Genomic DNA, 18,672 nt, shown 5'->3' on the forward strand with positions numbered 1-18,672 from the left:
TTCGATGTGGAAGCGCGGTAACGCGTGGAGCTGACGAATACTAATCGGTCGAGGACTTATCCACACATGCTTAGCAATCATGCGTATTCAGTTTTCAGGGAATGAAACGAACCTCTTTGCCCAACAATGGGTAAGGAGGTTTTTGTATTTAAGGATACGACAGCTTTAGTGCCTATTGGTAACGAGTGAATTTTTTGTCGACAAGTTAGGTCGATCGACCGACAAGTTCCCTCTTGCAGACCGGTCTGGGGGTAGACTAACATGAGAAGGTACCTGATCCAGGCGTTGGAGTAGGCGAGGCAAGGTTATGAAGGAGAATAGGCATGAAAAAAATTCTAATCTTTTCCGCTTCCATCGGTAACGGTCACAATCAGGCAGCGAGAGCAATGCAGGAAAGCCTGGCTGAGAATGGTTGTACATCTATGATCATCGATACGCTGGAATATATCAGTCCCACATTTCACAAGATCTTGCTGGAAAGTTACATGAACTTGTTGAGACTTTCACCCAAAATGTGGGGGAGAATTTACCATAATACCGAAAAAAGCCGCTTTTTTGATATGAACGTCCTGATGAATAAGTTATTGGCAAACAAGTTGAAGAAACTGATTAACAGTGTTCAGCCGGACGCGTTTATTGCGACGCACCCTTTTGCCAGCTGTATGCTGTCCGTACTGAAGGGCAGAAATGACTGGACCGAGCCGATCTATACAATCATTACGGACTATACGATCCACCCGTCATGGATTAATCATCATATCAATTACTACTTCATTGGGCATGAACAGCTGTACTATCTGGTTGATATTTACCGACAAGATCACCAGAAGTTCATTCCCATGGGGATTCCTATTATGCATAAATTCCGCACTCCACTCGACGCCAATGAGATCAGGCAAAAGCTTGGACTTGTACCGGAGCAAAAATGCATTATTCTCTCTGGTGGAGGTCTTGGCCTTGGTTCGATGGAAAAGGTCCTCGATGGGCTGGAAGCGATCAACCTTCCGCTGAAAACGTTTGTGTTGACCGGAACCAACGAGAAGCTGTACAAAAAAGTGACGAACAGAAGCTATCGTCACGAGGTAGTCCCGCTTAAATTTATCAACAATTTTCACGAGTATCTGGAGGTTGCCGATTTAATCGTGACCAAATCTGGCGGACTGACCTCAGCCGAGGTCATGAGCAAACGGGTGCCGATGATTATTTACAACCCGTTGCCTGGACAGGAAGAACGGAACAGCCACTTCCTGTTGAACAACGGCTGTGCTGTACATGCCAATTTGTCGGAGCAGCTCATTTACTTTATCGATGAATTGTTGCACAGTCCATCAAAAGTTGACTATATGCGACGCATGGGACAAAAAATATCAAAGCCGGATGCCGCTCAGCGCATCGCCGAATTTATTTTGGACGACATGAGCATGGTGCAGGCTGAAACAGACTAATGTTCTCGGAAGCACTGACAGGGGGTTGCCTATGAGTATACCGTTTGCTATTTTCTTCGACATGGATGGCACATTGCTGCAAACGGAAAAGTTGTCGACGCCCGCCTTTGTGCGGACGTTTGAACGATTGAGAGAAACAGGCTTGTGGCAAGGCGAGACGCCGAGCGAGGAAGACCTGGTCAATGTACTGGGAATGACCATCGAGCAAGTTTGGCAAAAGCTGTTGCCAGGAGCAAGTGAAGAAGCAGTCCACGCCGCAGATACTTTTTTGCTGGAAAATGAAATTGCCTTGCTGAAGGAAAAAGTGACCGATTTATACCCAGGAGTGAGGTCAACTCTGGAACAGCTTCACGCCCAGGGGATTCCTCTGTTTGTCGCGAGCAACGGACAAGAGGAGTACATCGAGGCCATATGCCAGGAGTATGGGCTAAAGCCGCTGCTGACGGATTTGTACTCCGCAGGAAGGTTCCGTACGCGCTCGAAAAATGATCTGGTGGCAAAGCTCCTCTCTGACTATGATATCGCGCACGCGTACATGGTGGGGGATCGTCACTCGGATATCGAGGCCGGGACAGCAAACGGCTTGTTTACAGTCGGTTGCGACTTTGGTTTTGCCAAACCGGGAGAGCTGGATGGAGCCGATATGATCATTACAGATTTCCCGCAATTGCTGGATCATTTGCCAGCGATCGACACCAAATCATAGAGCCTGACATAAACCATTCCTTTAGGGGAGTGGTTTTTTTCATACTTAGCCACCCGACATTTTTCGTAAAAAGAGTGCAACGCTTGTCGCTTATGCCCGACAAAAGGCTTGCCACCTGACTGTTTTGCATGGTTTCAAGCGACCGGATTTTGCCCACACTAGAAAGTGTATGGATCACTTGCAAGGGCGCCATAAACCCATTATAATTAAAGTCAAAGATAGTCAAAGTCAGTAGATGACACATATGGAATAGGAGGCGATGACTTGCGTAACATCTCGGACATCATTGAACAGCACTTGAAAGGCATTTTGACACAAAGTCCTAATGGCTCGGTCGAGATCCAGCGTAGTGAGCTTGCCGACTTATTTCAATGTGTACCGTCGCAAATCAATTACGTCATCAACACGCGATTTACTGTACAAAAAGGGTACATTGTAGAAAGCAAGCGTGGAGGCGGGGGTTACATCCGCATTCGCAAGGTACAGATTGTGAGCAAGGCGCGATTGCAGGAATTGCTGACCGAGGAACTGATTGGAGAAAGCATTTCGCAGAGTGTGGGGAACGCGATTGTGGAAAGGCTGTTCGAAGAAGGACTGGTCAATGTCAGGGAAGCGACCTTGATGAAAATCGCAACCTCACGAAATGTTTTGACTCTGGATGCTGAATTGCGAGATCGTTTGCGGGCAAATATTTTAAAGCAGATGATTGCGGCTATCTTGTTGAAGTAAACGAAGCATGTATGTGTTAGGGGGTAGGATGTAATGAACTGTGAGGAATGCGGAAAACGACCGGCGACACTGCACTTGACGAAAATCGTCAACGGCGAGAAAACCGAATACCATATTTGTGAGCAATGCGCTTCCGAAAAAGGGGACGTCTTTACCGGATTTCACAATTTCAGCATCAACAATCTCCTTTCAGGACTGTTAAAATTTGACCCCATGCAAAAAAACGGACGCGAGCCTGCCACCAGTAAGCCGCTCCGTTGCGAAACTTGCGGACTCACGTATGCCCAGTTCAGCAAAAGCGGCCGCTTCGGTTGCAGTGATTGCTACACCTTCCTGGGCGATCGACTCGATCCGTTGTTCCGCCGTATCCATGGCAATACGCAGCATAGCGGCAAAGTTCCGGAGCGCACAGGCGGACAGTTGAAAATCCGCAAAGAGCTGGAACAACTAAAGCGTGCGTTGCAAAACCATGTCGCCAGTGAAGAGTTTGAAAAAGCGGCAGAGATGCGTGACCGGATACGTGCGCTGGAACAAAAAATCGCTCAATCGTAACAAGGGGAGGTAAGCTGGTCATGTCACAACAGCAGTTTATGCAAAACCCGTGGAGCAATTGGATGAAAGGAGAAGGTCCTGATTCCGATATCGTCATCAGCACACGGCTGCGCATCGCCCGAAACCTGCGCCAGCACCCTTTTCCGTTACTGGCGACAGACTCGCAAGGGGAAGAAGTCGTCAGAAAGGTGACGGAAGTGAGCGAATCGGAGGCCATGCGCAAGCTCCAGCAGCTTCAAGTCCTCAACATGGACCAGATCAACCCGTTGGAAAAGCGGGTGCTGGTGGAGAAGCATCTGATTAGCCCTCATTTGGCGGAGGAATCGCGAAAAGGTGCTGTGCTGTTGAGTCCTGACGAGTCGGTCAGCATCATGGTAAACGAAGAGGATCATATTCGAATCCAGGTGCTGCTGCCGGGGTTTCGCCTGAACGAAGCATGGGAAATAGGAACAAAAATAGATGATGTTTTCGAGAAAAATTTAAACTTCGCGTTCGATGAGACGAGAGGCTACCTTACAAGCTGTCCGACCAACGTCGGCACAGGCATCCGGGCTTCCGTCATGCTGCATCTGCCAGCACTGGTGATGACGCAGCAAATCAGCAGAATTTTGCAGGCCATCAATCAGGTTGGCCTCGTCGTTAGAGGAATTTACGGGGAAGGCAGCGAAGCACTAGGAAACCTGTTTCAGCTGTCCAACCAAGTCACGCTCGGGATGTCGGAAAGCGATATTCTCTCCAACCTGTATGGCGTAGCCAGACAAATTATCGAGCAAGAACGCGTTGCCCGTACTTATTTGCTGGAGCATACACGCATATCTTTGGAAGACCGCATCTTCCGTTCCTACGGCATCTTGATGTATGCACGCACTGTGGAGTCCAAGGAAGCAGCTCAACGCCTCTCCGATGTGCGCCTTGGCATTGACCTGGGCATTATCTCGGGAGTATCGTCACTGGTGATGAACGAGCTGTTGGTAACAACCCAGCCTGGCTTCTTGCAGCAGCATGCAGGGCAAAAGTTGACGCCAGACCAGCGGGACGAGAGAAGGGCTCGGCTGATTCGAGAGAGGCTCAGTACGACGGGCTCAGCTTGATTGTTTCTCAGACATAAGGCATCACAGCAGTTAACCTATAGAGAAAAAACATGGTTACACGGAGGTGTACGATATGATGTTTGGACGTTTTACAGAACGAGCACAAAAGGTACTGGCGCTTGCCCTGGAAGAGGCGGTGCGTCTCGGCCACAAGGATATTGGGACTGAGCATGTACTGCTGGGACTGATTCGGGAAGGCGAGGGTATTGCTGCCAAGGCATTGCAATCGCTCGGGCTTGGTCTCGATAAAATCCAGAGCGAAGTGGAGTCGTTGATCGGACGGGGAACAGAGCAGTCCGGTAGTAATTACACCCCAAACTATACACCTCGTGCGAAAAAAGTAATTGAACTGTCCATGGATGAAGCGCGCAAGCTCGGCCATACTTACGTAGGAACAGAGCACATTTTGCTCGGTCTGATCCGCGAAGGCGAAGGCATCGCTGCGAGAATCATGAACAACTTGGGAGTCAGTCTGAACAAGGCGCGCCAGCAGGTGCTGCAATTGCTGGGAAGCTCCGAAATGATGGCGTCGCATCAGCCTTCCGGCGGCAATCCGGCAGCGAATACGCCTACTCTGGACGGTCTGGCACGGGACTTGACTGCGATTGCACGCGATGGCGGGCTTGATCCTGTCATTGGCCGGCAAAAAGAAATCGAGCGTGTGATTCAGGTACTTAGCAGACGCACCAAGAACAACCCTGTCTTGATCGGGGAGCCTGGTGTGGGGAAAACGGCGATTGCAGAAGGTCTGGCTCAAAAAATCGTGAACAACGAGATTCCCGAAACTCTCCGCGACAAGCGCGTCATGACGCTGGATATGGGAACAGTAGTGGCGGGAACCAAATATCGCGGTGAGTTTGAAGACCGCCTGAAAAAAATCATGGACGAAATTCGCCAGGCAGGAAACATCATCCTGTTTATCGATGAGCTGCACACGCTGATCGGGGCTGGCGGAGCGGAAGGCGCAATCGACGCTTCCAATATTCTCAAGCCGGCACTGGCTCGCGGTGAACTTCAGTGCGTAGGGGCAACCACCCTGGACGAATACCGCAAGTACATCGAAAAAGACGCCGCGCTGGAGCGTCGCTTCCAACCGATTCAGGTGGATGAGCCGACTGCCGAGGACGCGATTCGCATCTTGCACGGCTTGCGCGACCGTTACGAAGCCCACCACCGTGTGAAAATTACCGACGAAGCTATCGAGCAGGCAGTGAAGCTGTCTGACCGTTATATTACCGATCGTTTCCTCCCTGACAAAGCCATCGACCTCGTCGATGAGGCGGCTTCCAAAGTGCGCTTGCAATCGTTCACCGTCCCGCCTAACCTCAAGGAGCTGGAAGGGCGTCTGGAAGAAGTGCGCAAGGAAAAAGACGCTGCCGTGCAATCGCAGGAGTTTGAAGAGGCTGCTGCACTCCGTGATCAGGAGCAGAAGCTGCGCGAGGAACTCGACAAAACGAAAAAAGACTGGAAAGAGCGTCAAGGCCAGTTGAACATGGAAGTAACTCCTGAGGACATCGCCACTGTGGTAGCCAGCTGGACTGGTATTCCGGTGCTGAAGCTGAAGGAAGAAGAAACAGAGCGCCTGTTGAAAATGGAAGATATTTTGCACGACCGTGTTATCGGCCAGGACGAAGCGGTCAAATCGATTTCCCGAGCGATCCGCCGTGCCCGCGCTGGCTTGAAGGACCCGAAACGTCCAATCGGTTCGTTTATTTTCCTCGGCCCTACAGGTGTAGGGAAAACCGAACTCGCTCGCGCTGTAGCTGAGACACTGTTTGGAGATGAAGACGCCATGATCCGCGTCGACATGTCCGAGTACATGGAAAAACACTCTACAGCACGTCTCGTAGGGGCTCCTCCAGGGTATGTAGGCTTTGACGAGGGCGGTCAGCTGACGGAAAAAGTGCGCCGCAAGCCTTACTCGGTCATCCTGCTGGATGAGATCGAAAAAGCGCACCCGGATGTATTCAACATTTTGCTCCAGGTGCTGGACGACGGCCGATTGACTGATTCCAAAGGACGCACAGTAGACTTCCGCAACACCGTCGTGATCATGACCTCCAACGTAGGTGCAAGCATGATCAAGAAAAATACGACACTCGGTTTCACTACCAACGACACCGAGAAGAAATATCAGGATATGAAGGACAAAGTCATGGATGAGCTGAAAAAGAGCTTCCGCCCTGAATTTCTGAACCGTATTGATGAAGTGATCGTGTTCCACTCTCTGGAGCAGGAGCACATCGAGCAAATCGTGTCCTTGATGACCGACGAGCTGCGCAAGCGTTTGAAAGAGCAGAGCATCGACTTCCAACTGACCGAGGAAGCCAAAAAGCTGCTGGCAAAAGAGGGCTTCGACCCGGCATACGGTGCGCGTCCGTTGCGTCGCGCCATCCAGCGCCATATCGAAGACAATTTGTCGGAAGAACTGCTCAAAGGCAACATCAGCAAAGGCGATACGGTCAACATCGAAGCCGAAGATGGCAAGCTGGTTGTCAAGCGACTGGAAAAAACCAAATCGTAAGCACAAAATAGCAGAGAATGCCTCCTGTTCTGGGAGGTATTCTTTTTTTCAATGCGTAACTATGATAAAAGTAGAAAAGAAATTCCAAGTGAGGGTGCGATTATGTCAAAGTATAAAACGAAATACGCGTGTCAAGAATGTGGCTATGAATCGCCTAAGTGGATGGGAAAATGCCCTGGCTGCGGCAGCTGGAACACGTTGGTCGAGGAAGTGACAGTGAAAGCAGCCCCTCGTCATGAAGGAATCAGCGGCGGTACGCGTCAGGCGGCTATTCCTTTGACGCAGGTCGCCAGTGCAGAAGAACCGCGCATGGACACGACGATCGGAGAGTTGAACCGTGTTCTCGGCGGCGGGCTGGTACCAGGCTCCCTTATACTGGTCGGCGGCGATCCGGGTATCGGGAAATCTACATTGCTGTTGCAGACCTCTTTTGCCTTGGCTCATAAAGGGGCCAAAGTGCTGTACGTATCAGGCGAGGAGTCGGCAAAACAAATCAAGCTTCGCGCTGATCGCCTGCATATGCAAACCCCCCCGATGTTTGTGTTGGCAGAAAATGATTTGGATTTGATCGAGCAGCATATTAATCAAGTAGACCCTCACGTATTGATCATTGACTCGATCCAGACAGTCTTCCATCCTACGGTTCAATCCGCAGCCGGAAGTGTCGCACAGGTGCGTGAGGCTACCGCTCAACTGATGCGCATCGCCAAAGGCAAAGGGATCGGAACCTTTATTGTCGGCCACGTGACCAAAGAAGGTTCGATTGCAGGTCCGCGCATGCTTGAGCATATGGTGGACGCGGTCCTTTATTTTGAGGGCGAGCGCCACAATACGTTCCGAATCCTGCGTGCTGTCAAAAATCGATTCGGTTCGACAAACGAGATCGGCATTTTCGAGATGAAAGATCGCGGTCTGGAAGAGGTGGCAAACCCTTCGGAAATTTTTCTGGCCGAACGTCCTTTTGGCGTGGCAGGCTCCACCGTCGTAGCGAGCATGGAGGGCACTCGTCCCGTCCTGGTCGAGCTTCAGGCACTCGTAGCCCCAACCAGCTTCGTTACGCCGCGCAGAATGGCTACAGGCGTCGACCATCAGCGTGTGGCGATGATCATGGCTGTTTTGGAAAAGCGCATGGGGATGATGCTGCAAAATCAGGACGCGTATGTCAATGTCGCAGGGGGCGTCCGCTTGGATGAGCCTGCTGTCGACTTGGCGATCGCGGTCAGCATTGCCAGCAGCTTCCGCGACCACGCCACGAATCCGCATGACGTGGTGATCGGGGAAATCGGTCTGACGGGAGAGGTGCGTGGCGTATCGCGCATCGAACAGCGCGTGCGGGAAGCGCATAAGCTCGGCTTCAAACGCGTAATCATCCCGGAGAAAAATATTCGCGGCCTGGATGCTCCTGACGATATTCAGGTGATCGGGGTCAGCAATATCGCAGATGCTTTGAACGAGGTGATAAGGAGGTAAGGGCGGGATATGCAGGAGAACACCAAAAGAACTCCGCTGTTCGGCGATGTGCTTCGTTTGGTCGCACCCGGAACGCAGCTTCGTGAAGGGCTGGAAAATGTTTTGCGCGCAAAAACCGGCGGCCTGATCGTCGTCGGTTACGGACCGGAAATGAAGCAAATCGTCGATGGCGGTTTTTCCATCAATTGCGATTTTTCTCCTGCCCATTTGTATGAATTGGCGAAGATGGATGGGGCGATTATAGTAAGTGAAGACGCCAAGCGAATTTTGTACGCCAATACGCAACTGTTCCCGCCGGCATCCATCCATACCAGCGAGACAGGGACGCGACATCGGACGGCGCAACGAACGGCCATCCACACCAACTACCTGGTCATCGCCATATCGCAACGACGCAATGTCATCACGTTGTATCAAGGGAATTTCCGCTATGTGCTGAATGAAATCAGCGTCATTTTAGCCAAGGCCAATCAGGCTGTGTCCACCCTGGAAAAATACAAGGCCGTGCTGGATCAGACGATGACCAACCTGGGCGCTCTGGAATTTGAGGAACTGGTCACCCTGCATGAAGTTGCTTCTGTGCTGCAGCGGATCGAGATGGTGCTTCGGATCAAGACGGAAGTTTCCAAGTACATATGTGAACTTGGTGTCGAAGGCAGACTTGTCAGCATGCAATTGGAGGAGCTTGTGTCGAATATTGGCGAAGAAGCGCACATGCTTATTCGCGATTACGCCAAAGATTCGTCTTACGCTCCTGAGCTTGTACTGGGCGAAATGAAAAAGCTAAGCTCGGAGGAAGTGCTGGAGTTGGGGTCTTTCCTGCGCGTTCTCGGATTTTCGGCAAGCGCCAGCATGCTGGAGGAGTCGGTGTCGCCCAGGGGCTACAGAATTTTGTACAAAATCCCCAGATTGCCAATTTCTATCATCACAAACCTCGTCGCACATTTCCATTATTTGCCCAGAATTATGATGGCAACGATTCAGGAATTAGACGAAGTAGAGGGGATTGGAGAGGTGCGGGCCAGGGCGATCAAAGAGGGTCTGAAACGGATTCAGGAACAAGTGTTCATTGACAGGCACATTTAAAGTAGAATAGGATAAAGGCATTATTTGTTATTCAACATTTGCCCAGGGGACTTGAAAGCGAAAGTCAGCTTGACAGGATACACTGTCTCCTCATGCAAAAGAAATCAGGAGGTAGTCTATGTTCGTGAAATCGTTGCCGAACATGCTAACCGTAAGCAACTTGTTTCTGGGAGTCTTGGCAATTATTCTTGCGTTTCGAGGAGATCATTACGTCGATTATGCGGCGATCACGGTGATCATCGGCATGCTGGCCGACGGGTTGGATGGACGCGTCGCTCGTATGTTGAATGCGCAAAGTGAGTTTGGAAAGGAACTCGATTCGCTTTCTGACGTCATTACGTTTGGGATAGCTCCGGCTTTCATCATGTATGTTGTTGTCCTTCAGCACTTCGATCTGCTGGGGATTCTCATTACGGCCATCTTCCCGATCTGTGGGGCGCTCCGTCTGGCGAGATTCAACGTCCAGGCCGGGGTTCCGGGATATTTCATCGGATTGCCAATCACAGCTGCCGGTGGTGTGCTGGCGACTCTTGCGCTTTATCACCAGGTTTTCAACCCGGTACTGCTTGCAGTGAGCATGCTGCTCCTCGCCTTCCTCATGGTATCGAAGGTCAAGTATCCCAACTTCAAAAAGGTCGGGATTCCAAAATCCGCTTACTGGATTACGCCCATTATTATCGCCATCGTCGTCGTTGTTGCGATCAAGTATCCGCAACAGTTTCCGAAGATCGTCTTCTTGCCGCTTGCCTTTTACGCCCTGTACGGAATAAAAAAAAACGTTGACTTTCTCGTCAAAAAATTACGCAAGCGGAAAAACAAAGAAGAAGAATCTGTGCCATTTGAATAAGCCAGACAATGAAAAAACCCGCACTTCGATGTGCGGGTTTTTCGTTTTTGTATGCAACTTTTCGTAGGGTTCATTCGTAATACGAGTGTGGGGTTAAGAAAGATTGAACACGCCCAGGGTATTCAGCCGGTTTGCCTCTTTTTGCAGGACGTCTTCCAGCTTGATGTCTGTGATGTTGCACAAGGCGGTCAGGTAAAAAAGATTTTTGCCAAGCTCTGCTGTGACTACATCGCGACAATGCTCGCATAGTGGGCCGTTAAAGTGAGTGTCCAGGTGGGACTTGTTCTCCTCCAGGTTTTTGCTGGAATCGTAACTTTGCTTTTTGGCTACCACTTCAACACAACCGCATTCGGTGATGGCTTTGGTCAGGGAGCGATTGATGCGAGATGCCGTCTCCTGAACTTTGGACATGACGTCCAGTACGCTTCGATGTCGGATCAAAAGCTCTGATACTTGCGTTTGAAAGTCGTCTACATTTCGTTTGTCCATATCAATTCACCTCTGCTTTAGGCTGATCGTATCGTCACAATTTTCGCTCATTGTGTTACTGCCATTATAAGAAGGGAGTCTGGTCGCTGTCAATTTGCCCGAGAAGGAAACAGGTGTTTGAGGTTGACGGGAAAATGACAACTATGTTAAAATTTTTGGCTATTTGACATGGTAAAATCATTTTTGCTATAGTGAGGGAAAGCGACAATGAAGCAATTTCGCTATTTGGAAAGTTACAGGGTTTTACTCAAAGGCTTCTGTCTATATTAATAAAAGGAGGTGAAGGCATGGTACGCCGCATAGGAAAAATCTTTTTTGTCTTGGTTGGCGGTGGCTTGGGCTACCAATACGGTGCCGAACTGTTTTCGCTGCTTAACCCGCTTTTGAATTTTGGAGTAGTTGGTGGAGCGCAATATATTGGGGCGGTACTTGGTGCCATTCTGTTCTTCTTTTTAGCTAATTGGCTTTTGGACTACGTCTTGAAAGTAGTTCGCTGGGGAGAAGAGACTCTCGTCAAAATGCCGATTGTTGACGTGATGTTCGGAGCGATGGGGTTGATTAGTGGTCTTATTGTTGCCTTTTTATTATTCCTGCCCATCAGTAAAATTCCGTTTCCGGTAATAGGTGATCTGTTGCCGCTGGTTGTTTCCGGGTTGCTTGGCTATCTGGGCTTTCAGGTAGGATTTCGCAAGCGGGACGAGATTATGTCGGTTTTCTCGATTGGACGCAAGGATAAGAAAAAGGAACAGGCTGCAACAGCAACAAATGTCGAGCACAAAATTTTGGACACGAGCGTCATTATTGACGGACGCATTGCAGATATTTGCCGTACGGGCTTTTTGGAGGGCGTACTGGTCATTCCGGGCTTTGTCCTGGAGGAACTGCAACACATTGCCGATTCTTCTGATGTACTGAAACGAAATCGCGGCCGTCGAGGCTTGGATATTCTCAACAAGATTCAGAAGGAAATGAAGGTCAAGGTTCAAATCTGGGAAGGCGACTTTGAAGAAGTATCCGAAGTGGACAGCAAGCTGATCAAGCTGGCGAAGGTCATGAACGGGAAAGTCGTCACCAACGATTTCAACCTGAACAAAGTATGTGAATTGCAAGGCGTGGCTGTATTGAACATCAACGATTTGGCGAATGCCGTGAAGCCTGTCGTCTTGCCAGGGGAAGAAATGAACGTGCAGGTCATCAAGGATGGAAAAGAGCACGGTCAGGGCGTCGCGTATCTCGATGACGGCACGATGATCGTCGTGGAAGGCGGACGCGAATACATTGGCAACGACGTGGATGTACTGGTCACCAGTGTACTGCAAACATCTGCGGGACGAATGATTTTCGCGAAGCCGAAGCTCTTGGAAAGAGCACTGTAAGAAGAGACGAGAAGCAAACGACGGGAGAGAATGAAAAAGTGAGTACGGGTGTCGTGATCGTTGCTGCCGGTTCGGGGAAAAGAATGGGCGGCCAACGGAACAAACTATGGTTGCCGCTTGCCGGAGAACCGATTTTGGCTCACACAGTTCGCCTTTTCGCCTCGCATCAGGACATCGACCAGATCGTACTGGTAGTGAGCGAGCCGGACTACGCTGACGTGCTGGCCTTGCTCAAGGCCGAAAACTTGCCAGTAACGGTCGCCTTGGGCGGCAATGAGCGGCAGGACAGCGTCAGAAACGGTTTGGCTGCCTTGGCAACCTCCTGTACCTACGTGCTTGTTCACGATGCGGCAAGGCCATTCGTTACCAAGCAGCAGATCAGTGACATGATCAGACAGGTGCAGCGCGATCAGGCTACGATCATGGCTGTACCTGTCAAAGATACGATAAAAGTGGTGGGGGCATCAGGCTTTGTGGAAGATACCCCGGCACGGGAAAGCTTGTGGGCGGTTCAAACCCCACAAGCTTTTCGTATGTCTTTGCTGCAAGAAGCGCATGAGGCAGCCAAAAAGGCGGGCAAGCTCGGTACGGATGATGCCATGCTGGTCGAATGGCTCGGCCATCCGGTTTCAGTGATGCAGGGAAGCTATGAGAATATCAAGATCACTACGCCGGATGACTTGTGGCTGGGTGAAGAGATTATGCGAAAGCGAAGGGGAGAGTAATTCATGCGTATTGGACAAGGATTTGACGTGCATCAACTGGTAGAAGGCCGTCCGTGCATTATCGGCGGCATCACCATTCCGTACGAAAAGGGGCTGCTCGGCCATTCTGACGCCGATGTGCTGCTTCACGCGATCAGTGACGCGATTCTCGGTGCGATTGGCGAAGGCGATATCGGCCGCCATTTCCCTGATACAGATCCTGCGTTCAAAGGAGCGGACAGTGTCGTGTTGCTTGAGCATGTGTGGAAGCTGGCAAAAGAGCGCGGCTATCGCCTGGGCAACGTCGATGCGACTATCATCGCGCAAGCTCCCAAAATGGCACCTTACATACCGCAAATGTGCGAAGTCATCGCTCGTGTACTGGAGGCAGAAGATGCTTCCCAGGTTAACGTGAAGGCGACAACATCGGAAAAGCTCGGTTTTACAGGCAGAGGAGAAGGAATCGCGGCCCAGGCTGTATGCTTGCTTGTCAAGTAAAGGGGCAAGGTGTAACATAAAGCCTTAGAAACGTATTCATGAAAGATCATAGCCTTTTACATTCACAAGGATGGTGCTATCAATGGCGAAAGAAATCCGCACGCGTTATGCGCCGAGTCCTACGGGGCATTTGCACATCGGCGGTGCGCGCACAGCGCTTTTTAACTATCTGTTTGCCAAACATCACGGCGGTTCGTTTATTGTCCGGATCGAGGATACAGACCAAACGCGCAATAAAGAAAATGCCGATGAAGAGCAAATGAAAAACTTGAAGTGGCTCGGAGTCGAATGGGAAGAAGGCACGGATGTGGGCGGCCCTTATGGCCCGTACCGCCAAACCGAGAGATTGGATATTTACCGCCAATATATCGATCAACTGCTTGCGGAAGGCAAGGCTTACTACTGTTACGCGACGAAGGAAGAGCTGGATGCAGAGCGCGAAGAGCAACTGGCGCGCGGGGAGACTCCGCGGATTTTGGAGAAGCATCGCCATGTGACGGAAGAACAGCGCGCGCAGTATGAAGCGGAAGGCCGCGTGCCGTCCATTCATTTCCTTGTGCCGGACAACCGCGAATACGTAGTAAACGACCTGATCCGCGGACAGGTGATATTCAACTCGAACGAAATGGGAGACTTCGTCATCTGTCGTCCTGACGGAATCCCTACCTATAACTTCGCTGTCGTAATCGACGACTACCTGATGAAAATCAGCCACGTCATTCGCGGCGAAGAGCATTTGTCCAACACGCCTCGACAACTGATGATCTACGAAGCTTTCGGTTGGGAAGCTCCTGACTTTGCTCACTTGGCGCTGATTCTCAATCAGGACGGCAAGAAGATGTCCAAGCGTGATGAGAGCATTTTGCAGTTCATCGAGCAATATCGCGATCTCGGCTTCTTGCCGGAGGCGATTGTGAACTTCCTCGTCCTGTTGGGCTGGTCGCCAGGCGGCGAAGAGGAAATTTTCCTCATCGATGATTTGGTCAAGCTGTTCTCCATGGAGCGCGTGAGCAAGTCGCCGGCTGTATTCGACGCAACCAAGATGAACTGGATGAACAACTACTACCTGAAGCGTCAACCGCTCGATCTGATTACAGATATGTGCGTGCCGCACCTGCAAAAAGCGGGCTTCATCGAAGAGACGCTGTCTGACGCCAAACGGGAATGGGTACGCAGCATTGTCGCCCTGTACCAGGAGCAAATGTCCTACTGTGCACAAATCGTTCCGCTGGCTGCTCTTTTCTTCCTGGACGAAGTGGTGTACGATGAAGAAGCGACAATGGTGCTGAAAGAACCGCAGCTTCCGGAAGTCCTCGCTTCTTTTGTGAAACACCTGTCAGCCCAAGATGCATATAATGTGGATGTCATCAAAGCGGCGTTGAAGGAAGTGCAAAAGGAAACAGGCCACAAAGGAAAGGCGCTGTTCATGCCTGTACGCGTTGGCACAACAGGTCAGGCGCATGGCCGCGATTTGGCTGAGACTTTATTCCTGCTCGGACGTGACAAAGTATTGGCGCGCGCGCAGCGTGTGATTGAAAACGGAAAATAGCCTGTAACAAGGCACATGATATAAAACGAATGCGACGATCAGGAGAAGTACGTCAGGTTACACGTTTACAGAGAGGATGGTGGGGTGAGAACCATCCAGCGTGCCCTGTTCGGAAATGCGCCTGTGAGCAGTGAGCTGAACATGTCGGACTCTTCGGACGACACCAGTAGGTGACATCGGTTCCCGCCGTTATCGGGATGTAGAGCGAGATCGTTTGTCTGGCCGTTTTTAGCCAGAGGCCACAGCGATCTAAGCAGAGTGGAACCGCGGTATAACCCGTCTCTGTCCCTTCGTGTTGATGAAGGGGTAGGGGCGTTTTTTATTTTTCCGACCTTAGATCTAGCAGAAAATCCAGGCAGGAGGTGCCACCCAACTATGTTCGCACAGATGAAAGATGACATTCAGGCTGTATTTGAAAGAGACCCGGCAGCACGCAGTGCATTGGAAGTTGTCATGACCTATTCAGGTTTGCACGCCATTTGGGGGCACCGGATTGCTCACAAGCTCTGGAAGGCCGAGTGGTGTACACTCGCGCGGATTGTTTCGCAGGTCGCTCGCTTTTTCACAGGGATCGAAATTCACCCAGGCGCACGCATTGGCCGCGGATTGTTTATCGATCACGGTATGGGCGTGGTCATCGGGGAAACATGCGAAATCGGCGACAATGTTACGATCTACCAAGGTGTCACGCTCGGAGGAACCGGCAAGGAAAAAGGCAAGCGCCATCCCACCATCGGCAACGATGTGATTATCGCGACGGGTGCAAAAGTTTTGGGGTCTTTCAAAATTGGCGATAATTCAAAGATAGGGGCTGGCGCAGTCGTTTTGCAGGAAGTGCCGCCCAATTCGACCGTAGTAGGAATCAAGGCGCGCATCGTCATTCAGGATGGCAAACGCGTCAAACACGATCTGGACCACGTCAACATGCCTGACCCGGTTGCAGACACGATTCGTCTCATGCAAAAGGAAATTGATCATTTGCGCAAAGAATTGGATTTTTTGAGGGAGGATAAAAAGAACCATGGGCATTCAGCTGACTAACACAATGACACGCCGAAAGGAACCGTTCGTTCCTTTGGAGCCGGGCAAGGTGAAAATGTACGTGTGCGGCCCGACCGTGTACAATTACATTCACATCGGAAATGCTCGTCCGGCTATTGTTTTCGACACGCTTCGCCGTTATTTGAAGTATCGCGGTTATGAAGTGACTTTTGTACAAAATATCACGGATGTGGACGACAAGCTGATTCGGGTGGCGAACGAGGAAGGAACGACCGTCAAGGAAGTGGCTGACCGTTACACAGATGGATACAACCAAGACCTCGGCACATTGAATGTTCTGCCGCCTGACATTCAGCCGCGCGTGATGCAAACGATCCCGGAAATCATTTCGTTTGTCGAAGGGCTGATCGAAAAAGGCTATGCGTACGAGAGTGAGGGAGACGTGTACTTCCGCACCGGACGTTTTCAGGAATACGGAAAACTTTCTCACCAGCCGCTGGACGATTTGCAGGCAGGCGCTCGCGTCGAGATCAACGAGAAAAAGGAACATCCGCTCGACTTCGTGCTCTGGAAAGCTGCCAAGCCAGGAGAAGTTACGTGGAGCAGCCCGTGGGGAGACGGCAGACCAGGCTGGCACATCGAATGCTCGGCTATGGCGCTGAAGTTCTTGGGCGAGGAAATTGACATCCACGCGGGTGGAACCGATCTTGTGTTCCCGCACCATGAAAATGAGATTGCCCAATCCGAATGCTTTACCGGAAAAGTGTTTGCCCGCTACTGGCTGCACAACGGGATGCTCAACATCGACAACGAAAAAATGTCCAAATCCCTCGGCAATTTTTTGCTTGCCCGCGATCTGGTAGGGAAGTTCGGAGGCCAGCTGATCCGCTTTTTCATGCTCCAGGGGCACTACCGCAACCCGATCAATTTCAGCTACGAATTGCTTGAACAAGCGGCGAACGGCCTTGATCGCATCAAAACAGCGTATACAAACCTCTCCCACCGTCTGGATACGGCAAGGGAAGAAGAGCCGAACGGACAATCCGGGGAGCAGGCGCGTATCATTTCGGAATTGCGGGATCGGTTCATCGCCGAAATGGACGACGACATCAATACAGCGAACGCGATCACTGTCATTTTCGATGTGGTGAAGGAAGCGAACCTGTACTTGCGCCATCAAAATGTAGGGGCGGCCGAGGTGCGCGCTTACATGGAGCTGATCGTGGAGTTGACAGAGGTTCTTGGGCTGATCGTTGCAGAAGAGCAAGAGCTGTTGGACAGCGAGATTGACGCATTGATCGCAGAGCGCACAGAGGCGCGCAAAGCGAAAAACTTTGCCCGTTCTGACGAAATTCGCGATTTGCTCGCGGCAAAAGGAATCGTGCTTGAGGACACGCCACAAGGTGTTCGCTGGCGCCGAAAATAAGGGGCCGAAGAAACAAGATGCAAAAAGAAGAATTGACCCGAGATCCCAACCTGACAAATCCACTCGTGCTCGCCTTTCTGGGCGATGCTACCTATGCGCATTGCGTGCGGTACCATCTGATCGCCAAGGGGCTGGTTAAACCTAACCAGCTCCACAAGGCGGCCAATCGTTACGTGTCAGCCAAGGCACAGGCCAATGTGCTGCTTACGCTGATGCCGACATTGCCGGAGGATGAGTTGAATGTGGTGAAGCGGGGACGGAATGCGAAGTCTGGTTCTACCGCCAAAAATGCCGACATTATCGACTATCGGCATGCCACGGCCTTTGAAGCGCTGATTGGCTACTTGTATTTGTGCGGAAAAGAAGAGCGGATCGCAGAAATTGTGCAACAGGCGTTTGCTATTGTGGAAGGAGAGTAAGGCATGAGTGAAGAGTGGATTTTGGGGAAAAACCCCGTCATTGAAGCGCTGCGGTCCGGGCGCACTATCAATAAAATCTGGGTTGCGGAAGGGACCAACAAAAATCTGATGGCACCCGTTTTTGCTTTGGCAAAAGAGAACGGGGTCATCGTGACGACAGCTAACCGCAAAAAGCTGGATCAGCTCGTATCGACGGACAACCACCAGGGAGTTGTGGCATCGGTAGCTGCTTATGATTATGTCGAAGTGGACGATATTTTGAAACGGGCAGAGGAAAAAGGCGAGCAGCCGTTTATTTTGCTGCTGGACGAGCTGGAGGACCCGCATAACCTCGGCTCGATCATGCGTACGGCGGATGCTGTGGGAGCGCATGGAGTCGTCATTCCGAAGCGCAGATCGGTCAGCCTGACCGCAACAGTGGCAAAAGCTTCTGCCGGAGCAATCAATTACGTGCCGGTTGCGCGCGTCACCAATCTCGTGCGCACGATGGAGGAATTGAAAGAACGGGGAGTCTGGATTGCAGGAACAGACGCGAGTGCCAAGCAGGACTTCCGCCAGGGCGATTACACGATGCCGCTCGCAATCGTCATCGGCAGCGAAGGAAAAGGGATGAGTCGCCTCGTACGGGAAAACTGTGATTTCCTTTACAGCCTTCCGATGGCGGGAAATGTGACCTCTCTGAACGCTTCTGTAGCTGCTGCTTTGTTGATGTATGAAGTATATCGCTCCAGGAGTCCACTTCCGACGCGGGTGAAGTAA

18 protein-coding genes and 1 other annotated feature are annotated in these 18,672 nt (G+C 51.1%); of the genes, 17 read left to right on the top strand and 1 reads right to left on the bottom strand.

Annotated features, from left to right (window positions below):
* Positions 1–323 precede the first annotated feature (323 nt).
* The 9 genes from M2298_RS26610 to pssA all read left to right on the top strand — a co-directional run bounded on the left by M2298_RS26610 (position 324) and on the right by pssA (position 10,450).
* Complete coding sequence (locus M2298_RS26610) at positions 324–1,445, top strand: MGDG synthase family glycosyltransferase (RefSeq protein WP_063231142.1); 1,122 nt, start codon at positions 324–326, stop codon at positions 1,443–1,445.
* A gap of 31 nt (positions 1,446–1,476) precedes the next feature.
* Entirely contained in the window at positions 1,477–2,151 is a 675-nt protein-coding gene (locus M2298_RS26615; RefSeq protein WP_173598084.1) for an HAD-IA family hydrolase, read from the top strand.
* A 264-nt stretch (positions 2,152–2,415) separates the two neighbouring features.
* On the top strand, positions 2,416–2,880 hold the full coding sequence (locus tag M2298_RS26620) for a CtsR family transcriptional regulator (protein WP_063231140.1): 465 nt from the start codon (positions 2,416–2,418) through the stop codon (positions 2,878–2,880).
* A 33-nt stretch (positions 2,881–2,913) separates the two neighbouring features.
* Positions 2,914–3,432, top strand: a complete 519-nt coding sequence (gene mcsA, locus M2298_RS26625; RefSeq protein WP_063231139.1) for a protein-arginine kinase activator protein McsA — start codon at positions 2,914–2,916, stop codon at positions 3,430–3,432.
* A gap of 20 nt (positions 3,433–3,452) precedes the next feature.
* Positions 3,453–4,523, top strand: coding sequence for a protein-arginine kinase McsB (gene mcsB, locus M2298_RS26630; protein WP_280649314.1), 1,071 nt, complete (start codon positions 3,453–3,455; stop codon positions 4,521–4,523).
* 73 nt (positions 4,524–4,596) lie between these two features.
* A complete protein-coding gene (locus M2298_RS26635; RefSeq protein WP_122966816.1) occupies positions 4,597–7,047 on the top strand; it encodes an ATP-dependent Clp protease ATP-binding subunit in 2,451 nt (816 codons plus the stop codon).
* Between the two features lie 102 nt (positions 7,048–7,149).
* Positions 7,150–8,517 (top strand): DNA repair protein RadA, encoded by a 1,368-nt coding sequence (radA, locus tag M2298_RS26640; RefSeq protein WP_063231136.1) that lies wholly within the window; start codon positions 7,150–7,152, stop codon positions 8,515–8,517.
* A gap of 9 nt (positions 8,518–8,526) precedes the next feature.
* Entirely contained in the window at positions 8,527–9,603 is a 1,077-nt protein-coding gene (gene disA, locus M2298_RS26645) for a DNA integrity scanning diadenylate cyclase DisA (RefSeq protein ID WP_122966815.1), read from the top strand.
* Between the two features lie 118 nt (positions 9,604–9,721).
* Positions 9,722–10,450: a CDP-diacylglycerol--serine O-phosphatidyltransferase gene (gene pssA, locus M2298_RS26650; protein ID WP_063231134.1), complete on the top strand. Its 729-nt coding sequence runs from the start codon at positions 9,722–9,724 to the stop codon at positions 10,448–10,450.
* A 93-nt stretch (positions 10,451–10,543) separates the two neighbouring features.
* On the opposite strand, the gene M2298_RS26655 is transcribed toward pssA, so the two are convergent.
* Positions 10,544–10,939 carry a nucleoside triphosphate pyrophosphohydrolase family protein gene (locus M2298_RS26655; protein ID WP_063231133.1) on the bottom strand — a complete coding sequence of 132 codons (396 nt, stop codon included), beginning with the start codon at positions 10,937–10,939 and terminating at the stop codon, positions 10,544–10,546.
* Positions 10,940–11,226: 287 nt separating this feature from the next.
* Here M2298_RS26655 and M2298_RS26660 point away from each other — a divergent pair, with 287 nt between their 5' ends.
* The 8 genes from M2298_RS26660 (at position 11,227) to rlmB (ending at position 18,672) form a co-directional block, all read left to right on the top strand.
* Positions 11,227–12,315: a PIN/TRAM domain-containing protein gene (locus tag M2298_RS26660; RefSeq protein WP_122966814.1), complete on the top strand. Its 1,089-nt coding sequence runs from the start codon at positions 11,227–11,229 to the stop codon at positions 12,313–12,315.
* 38 nt (positions 12,316–12,353) lie between these two features.
* Positions 12,354–13,040, top strand: a complete 687-nt coding sequence (gene ispD / locus M2298_RS26665; RefSeq protein WP_217023409.1) for a 2-C-methyl-D-erythritol 4-phosphate cytidylyltransferase — start codon at positions 12,354–12,356, stop codon at positions 13,038–13,040.
* A 3-nt stretch (positions 13,041–13,043) separates the two neighbouring features.
* The gene (ispF, locus tag M2298_RS26670) at positions 13,044–13,517 is read left to right on the top strand and encodes a 2-C-methyl-D-erythritol 2,4-cyclodiphosphate synthase (protein ID WP_063231130.1); all 474 of its coding nucleotides are present in this window, start codon (positions 13,044–13,046) and stop codon (positions 13,515–13,517) included.
* An 82-nt stretch (positions 13,518–13,599) separates the two neighbouring features.
* Positions 13,600–15,066: a glutamate--tRNA ligase gene (gltX, locus tag M2298_RS26675; RefSeq protein ID WP_122966812.1), complete on the top strand. Its 1,467-nt coding sequence runs from the start codon at positions 13,600–13,602 to the stop codon at positions 15,064–15,066.
* 25 nt (positions 15,067–15,091) lie between these two features.
* Positions 15,092–15,353 (top strand) — a binding site (T-box leader).
* A gap of 88 nt (positions 15,354–15,441) precedes the next feature.
* Positions 15,442–16,107 carry a serine O-acetyltransferase gene (gene cysE, locus M2298_RS26680; protein ID WP_280649315.1) on the top strand — a complete coding sequence of 222 codons (666 nt, stop codon included), beginning with the start codon at positions 15,442–15,444 and terminating at the stop codon, positions 16,105–16,107.
* Positions 16,088–17,494 carry a cysteine--tRNA ligase gene (cysS, locus tag M2298_RS26685; RefSeq protein ID WP_122966811.1) on the top strand — a complete coding sequence of 469 codons (1,407 nt, stop codon included), beginning with the start codon at positions 16,088–16,090 and terminating at the stop codon, positions 17,492–17,494. Before cysE ends, cysS begins: the two co-directional genes overlap by 20 nt.
* Before the next feature lie 17 nt (positions 17,495–17,511).
* On the top strand, positions 17,512–17,913 hold the full coding sequence (locus M2298_RS26690) for a Mini-ribonuclease 3 (RefSeq protein WP_063231126.1): 402 nt from the start codon (positions 17,512–17,514) through the stop codon (positions 17,911–17,913).
* A gap of 3 nt (positions 17,914–17,916) precedes the next feature.
* Complete coding sequence (gene rlmB / locus M2298_RS26695; protein ID WP_063231125.1) at positions 17,917–18,672, top strand: 23S rRNA (guanosine(2251)-2'-O)-methyltransferase RlmB; 756 nt, start codon at positions 17,917–17,919, stop codon at positions 18,670–18,672.

It is taken from the genome of Brevibacillus sp. 1238 (genome assembly GCF_029892995.1).
GTDB lineage: Bacteria > Bacillota > Bacilli > Brevibacillales > Brevibacillaceae > Brevibacillus > Brevibacillus parabrevis.